This window comes from Dapis brunnea BLCC-M229, assembly GCF_050015995.1.
Taxonomy (GTDB): Bacteria; Cyanobacteriota; Cyanobacteriia; order Cyanobacteriales; family Microcoleaceae; genus Trichodesmium.
The window spans coordinates 1-5533 of record NZ_JBNHEP010000182.1 but is presented as its reverse complement, the minus strand read 5'-3'; the positions used below and the strand labels follow the sequence as shown (position 1 = coordinate 5533).

2 protein-coding genes are annotated in these 5533 nt (G+C 39.0%); one reads left to right on the top strand and one right to left on the bottom strand.

The genetic code is table 11. The annotated features are described in order from the left end of the window. The coding region (locus ACP6PM_RS20905; protein WP_426588022.1) for a DUF4912 domain-containing protein at positions 1 to 1616 on the top strand (1616 nt) is incomplete at its 5' end. A 439-nt stretch (positions 1617 to 2055) separates the two neighbouring features. Here the strand turns inward: ACP6PM_RS20905 and ACP6PM_RS20900 are convergent. Beyond that, entirely contained in the window at positions 2056 to 5247 is a 3192-nt protein-coding gene (locus ACP6PM_RS20900; RefSeq protein ID WP_426588020.1) for an efflux RND transporter permease subunit, read from the bottom strand. Between the last annotated feature and the right edge of the window lie 286 nt (positions 5248 to 5533).

The following is a 5533-nucleotide window of genomic DNA, read 5'->3' as shown; positions in this document are numbered from 1 at the left end:
CTTGGTCAGTACCACAAGCAGACAAAGAAGCAGCCAAATCACATGGTGGTCAGCAGTATCAACTGCGAGTTTATGATGTGACAGATATTGACCTAGACTCACAAACAGCTCACAGTGTCAAGTATTATGATTCCGAAGAGTCTAATCAGCAGTGGCAAGTTGGTAACTTATTGATTAATCGGGAATATCAAGCAGAAATAGGTTATGTTACCAATGATGGTCAGTGGCTACTGTTGGCTCGTTCTCAGCGAGTGCTAATTCCAGAAGAATATGTCAGTAAAGAGAGCAAGACAGCAACAGAAAAAGGATTAGTAAGTGGAGCTACAGCCAAATGGAAATTGATGTCATCTCCCAGCCAAGTTACTATTACTCCTGATGGTGCAGAGAATATGATTGTGGCTTGGAAAGTTTCTCAAACTGCTCAAAATCAGGCCAAAGAACAAGGAGGAGAACAATGCCAGTTGCGAGTTTATGATGTGACAGATATTGAACTCAACACACAACCAGCTTGCAATTTACAAGCTTATGATTGTGATGAGTCTACTCAGAAGCAAATGCAAGTCCCTGTTGTAATGAGCGATCGCGAATATCAAGCCGAAATAGGTTATGTCACAGATGATGGTGAATGGTTAAAGTTAGCTCGCTCAAACCGACTGCGAATGCCAGCATCTAATTTTACTAAAGATTCTAGTGAAGCAAAAAGTACACAGCTAGATGTAAATCATGCTACACCAGTTATTCCAAAAGAAGCATTGAAATCTAGTTGGATTACTATAGTTCCTCGTAGTAATCAAAATGCTTATGCTTATTGGGGAGTTGCTCAAACTGCTAAAGATGCCGCCAAACAACAAGGTGGACGGCAATACCAAGTGCGGATTTTGGATGTTACAGATATTGATCTAGAGTCACAAAAACCTCACAATATACAACAGTACAATTGTGAGGAGTCTAGTCAGAAGAAAGAAATAACTATTAATATCGGCACTGTTGGCTATGTTGATTATGTCGCAGAGATTGGTTATGTTACTGATAATTTCCAGTGGCTGAAGATAGCTAGTTCTAGTCCAATGCGAATGCCTGTGTTTACTGAAGTTGATTCTGTTGAAACAACAGGAACAATTCTGTCTTCTATAGCAACTTCAGCTATTGGCGCTGGTGCAGTTTCTCAACTATCAGGAAGCAAACAGGAAACAACTAAACAAACAAGCAACATTACTCCTGGTAACTGTGAGATTAAACATCTTACTGTCCATAGTCGTAACAATTGCTATTTACTAAATGATGAACAGATGAGCCAGTTGCAGGAAACTGCTGTATCTAAAACTCTTGAACCAGGAATTTATATTGTGAGGATTAAGAGTGGTACATTTGGCTATGGTTCTAATGTTTGTCCGTCTGGTGAGCCATTTGTATTACTTTGGATTTACGGTGGAAAAGTGAAGAATAAAAAGACGAAAATTCCAGTTGAGCAAACCTGGTCAACTTTGAATGGATATAATGAAACATTAACGCTAGAGGTTCTGGAAACGGTTACTCTTTGTGCCCTTTTCTTTGATACTTATCCTGATGATAATGAGGGAGAACTTACTGTTTCTGTAGCTAGATTGTATTCCTAAGTAGTAGACTGACACAACTAAAATAGTATATGGGATAGGCTTCCAGCTTATCCCACATAAGTTGTTAAATAGCTTTCCCAGCAAAGATTCTAGCTGTGTAGCTGGTAGTCCTGCATAGTAATGGTTTTTCAGCGAAATGGGGTGATGGGGTGATGGGGTAATAGGGAGAATTTTGATGCAAGGCGTTTATACTCATAAAAGTAAAGATTGCCTGTATCTTTTTCGTAGACTATATTACGGCGTTGGTGGACCTTGGTGATGCTTAGCTATGATTTTTCTCAAGTCTTAGAAACCGGGTTTGTATTAGATGCCGATGCCTTACTGACATCTATCTCCAACAAACCCGGTTTCTTAATAACACAAACTTAGATTTCATAGCTCGATTCACCAACGCCGATTTTTTATTATTATCTATTGCCAAAAAAAAGAAGGCTTATTCTCAAACTATTGTTCTCGAATCCTTTTTCAACACATTTCCACCTTGACCATTACCATTGACAGAAACATCCAACTGCGGGCGACTATCCTTGCCACCAAACAATTTATTCAACCAGTGGAGAAAATTATCAATGTAAGTAAACCACACAGGTACCACCACTAATGTTAACAATGTAGAAGTAGTTAACCCACCAATAACAGCGATCGCCATCGGACTTCTTTCTGCTCCTCCTGCTCCCAATTCGAGAGCGATGGGCAACATCCCAGCTATAGTAGAAAGAGTTGTCATCAAAATTGGTCGTAACCGGGAAATACCAGCCTCCCGCACTGCATGAAACTGAGCCATTCCCTCTTTTTCATTTGCTAAGGAAGAGTCTACTAACAAAATCGCATTTTTGGTCACCAAACCCATCAATAATACAATTCCAATTAAAGCAAACAAACCTAATTCTTTCTGGAAAATCATTAACCCTAACAATGCACCACCAATAGATAATGGTAACGCTACTAAAATCACCATTGGATACAGAAAATTATTGTATAGCAACACCAAAATTGCATAAATACATAATATTGCCAAACCTAAAGCACCTAAAAACCCACTAAAAATATCCATCATAATTTTGGCCTCACCATCAGACTCTTCAGTGACATCAGGAGGAAGTGGATTCATTGCTGGTAACGATTTCACCTTTGTTACTGCATCTCCCAAAGAAATACCCTGTAAATTGGCTTCAAAGGAAACTTGACGATAACGGTTAAAACGGTTGATTTCCGCAGGTCCGCTACCAATGGTAATTTCAGCCACTGCTGACAATGGTACTAACCCACCATTTTGACTAGAAATGCGTAAATTTTTAATTACATCCAAGTCATTTCTAAATTCCTCTGCCAACTGTACCGGAATCGGAATTTGACGGTCTGCCAGATCGAACTTAGCTAAATTACTCTCATTATCTCCTAAAGTTGCCAAAGAAGCAGTACGAGCGATCGCCTGTACTGAAACTCCTAAATCTCCTGCTCTAGCAGGTAATGGTTTAATCAAAATCTCCGGTTTCACTAAACTCGCACTAGAAGTCACGTCTACCAACCCAGGAGTTTCTCGCATTTGCTGTTCCAAAGCATCCGATGTCTGTTGTAAAGCAACTGCATTTTCGCTCTTCAGAATAATCTTTAAATCCTTATCACCACCACCAGGACCTTGACTTGCAAAATGAATTCGCGCTCCTGGAATATTCTGAAATAGTGGTCGTATCTGTTGTTCAAATTCTTTTTGAGAAATATTCCGTTCTTGTCTAGGTAAGATGGTAACGTATAAGTTACCTTTGTACAAAACTCCACCGCTTCTGCTACCCAGATCGGCAAATACATTGGTGACAACTGGATTTTCCTGTAATAGTTGCATTGTTTGTTGTGCAACTTGTTCAGTTTCTGCTAAAGTCGAACCGGGAGGTAACTCTAGCTCGATTATACTCACTCCTGATTCCTCACCACCTGTTAATCCTTTGGGCAGCAGTGGCACGAGTTGCAAGCTACCGATAAAAAATACTAAAGCAATAATTAAGGTGATAATTTTATGACGCAACGCCCAAGTTAATAACTGACTGTAAGGACGAATTTTTCTTTGTTTGTGATTTTTTTCGGGAAAACAATGAGATGTTTGCAATCTTCTCTGTTTCAAAAATCGCGCTCCTAACATTGGTGTCATGGTAGTGGCAACTAATGTGGAAAACATAGTTGCCACCGCTACCGTAATGCCGAAAGGTTTAAAAAATTGCCCCGGTATCCCACCCATAAATGCCACGGGTAAGAATACTGCCACAATAGTTGCAGTTGTTGCAACCACCGCAAAACCAATTTCTGCTGATCCATCCAAAGCTGCTTGGAATGGTTTTTTCCCCTTGTCAATATGTTGGTCGATATTCTCGATCATACAGATAGCATCATCTACTAAGTTCCCCATTGCCAATGCTAGTGCTAACAAGGTCATTTGATCTAAGGTGTAGTTCAGAGTCTTCATTACTAAGAAGGTAGGCAGTATTGATAAAGGTAATGCTACTGCTGTTACTAAGGTTGGTCGCCAATCTCGTAAAAATATACCTACAACTATGACAGTGAGTATGGAACCAATAACTAAAGCGTCTATGGATGCTTGATATGATTCCTCAATTTCTGTTGCCTTCGTAAAAATTAGTTGCAATTCTATATCTGCTGGCAATGTTTTTTCGAGTTCGGCAACTGTTTTCCGCACACTTTTTTCTACAGTAACTAGGGTACTTCCTGTGCTGCGAAGTACCCCGAAAGCAACAACTGGTTTTATATTATTTGTTTCTAAGTCTTGGTTAGAACTATTATTTTCTAATAACCAAGCTGTTTCTCTAGTTTCCCCAAAACCATCAATAACTTGACCTACGCTCGAAAGGGGAACTGCACCACCGGAAGGAAGAATAATTTGATATTCTTTCAATGCTTCTACTGTCTCAGCACTCCCTAAAGTCCGAATACTTTTTTCTGTACCTCCTGTTTGAGAACGTCCTCCTGGTATATTGGCATTCAAAGCGCGAATTTGATCGTTGACTTGAGTAGCAGTAATACCAAGACTTTCTAGTCTTTCAGGACTCAGTTCGATGAGAATTTCGCGGTCAACTCCCCCAATGCGGTTGATTTGAGAAACACCGGTAACATTGAGAATAGTACGACTAATTTCTTTGTCAACTAATTCGCTTAACTCTTCTACAGAAAGTTTGTCAGAGGTGACAGCGTAGGTCATTATTGGTCCACCTCCAGCAAAATTTACTCTTTTAACGATAGGATCGTCAACGTCTCGCGGTAAGTCTTGGCGAATTTCATCTATAGCATTACGCACATCATTGGTTGCGCGATCGATATCTACTGCTAAGTCAAACTCAATTCTAGTTGTGGACACTCCATCATCTACTTCTGAGGTTAGTTTTTCGATATTTCCCAAACCTGCTACAGCATCTTCAACTTTTTTTGTTACTTGAGTTTCTAGTTCTGTAGGACCTGCTCCTTGTTGTCTTACTGTGACTGATACTAGGGGAATATCAATATTGGGTAAGTTGTCTATTCCTAATTGGAAAAAAGACATTAATCCTACTACTGTTAAAACGAGAAACATGACAAGAGTAGGAACTGGTTTTTTTATTGACCAAGCTGATAATTGAAATGACATGGTTAATTCAAAATGTGAAAGTCAAAAATCAAAATTTAAGAGTATTCATACCAAAATACAAAATTTTGGCTTACTTCTGGTAAATACTAATTGTGATGGTGTTTTCTCTCTAAATACTTAATTATTTGAGTTAATATGTAACTCTTGAAATTGGGATGAAATTTTTCCTACCCAACTATAATGGGTTGATTTTAGTCAATAACTTTAACTATATCTCCATCTTTGAGGTAGCCTGCACCTGATACTACTACTTTAGTACCTAACTCTAAACCATTTTTTATTTCAA